Annotated in this window: 1 protein-coding gene; it reads left to right on the top strand. The window is 53.1% G+C overall.

Annotated elements, in window-relative coordinates; all coding sequences use genetic code 11:
* Positions 1-84: 84 nt before the first annotated feature.
* A partial coding sequence (locus tag AB0K82_RS44610; protein ID WP_364409850.1) for an RHS repeat domain-containing protein occupies positions 85-1220 on the top strand: 1136 nt, incomplete at its 3' end.

The raw sequence follows: 1220 nt of genomic DNA on the forward strand, positions 1-1220 counted from the left end.
ACTTTCTATACCTACACCGCGCGCGACGGCACGGTCGTGCACGCGTTCTCGTCCTCCCCAACGGGGCACGAGATGCTCGGTGTCGTGACGGATGTGACCAGGCCGGACGGGTTCCAGAAGAAATACACCTACACCAAGATCCCACTATGCAACCCCATGCAACTTCACAGCAAAAATGGCGTTAATACGTGTGGAGAACTGGTCGGCTACGAATATCGTCACGATAAGATCGAGAATTCTGCAAATTATAAGGTCATATTCAACTGGTTAAATCAAAATGGTGTGCCACCAAATATTAGTAACTTTGAGGGCCCCGGTATAAATCAGGTTGTGACCATGGTGAATTCTACCGTGGATTCATGCAACAACTTGTGTGGCATCACGCCAACCAGGCCCGGCCTCGGCTATGACGTCAATATCGATGTCGATTCAAGCGGCTATAACGATACCATCAATATTACCGATTCGCTGGGAAGGCGCAATCGGTTCTACATAGCTCATCCCGAGAATTACTGTGACAGGACGAGCCTGGATGACATGAATAAGATGATGTACCTGGCTGTGGTGCATCCGGGGCAGTCGAGCCCCTCTGTGGTTGTCTGCCAATGGGGAACATACTACGTCACGAGTACCGTCAACGTGCTGGATACATTGTCCGGTAAAGCCAAGTCGGTAATCATTGGCAATAGTAAGTATGAATACACTTATTCCGATGTTCTGGATAATGGAACTTACAGTAGTAACCCCTGGAATGTTGTAAGAACGACGACGGTAACTGGCGCCAATGGATATCATAAGGTCTATATAGGCAGCTGGTCTACCGGAACCCTATACTCGGTCACCGACTCGAGTGGGGCCAAGACTTCGTTCTCATACGATGCCTATAACAGGATGATCTCCCGGCAGAACCCGGATGGCGACCGCTGGACGTATAGCTATGACGGCAGAGGGAATCTCCTGGAGGCTCGCCATATCTCCAAGACGCCCGGCACGCCTGGGGATATCGTCTACACTGCGGTGTATCCGGCGAGTTGCATGTCGGTCGCGACCTGCAACAAGCCCGTGCAGAACATCGACCCGCGCGGCGGCGTTACGGACTTCGAATATGACGCGGTCACCGGCCAGGCGACGCGCATTCTCGGGCCGGCCGATGCCCATGGCGTACGTCCGGAATCCCGGTTCAGCTATGTCCGCGTGAACGGTGTGAGCATGCTGGCGAC

The organism is Actinoallomurus sp. NPDC052274 (assembly GCF_040679475.1).
Classification (GTDB): Bacteria; Actinomycetota; Actinomycetes; order Streptosporangiales; family Streptosporangiaceae; genus Actinoallomurus; species Actinoallomurus liliacearum.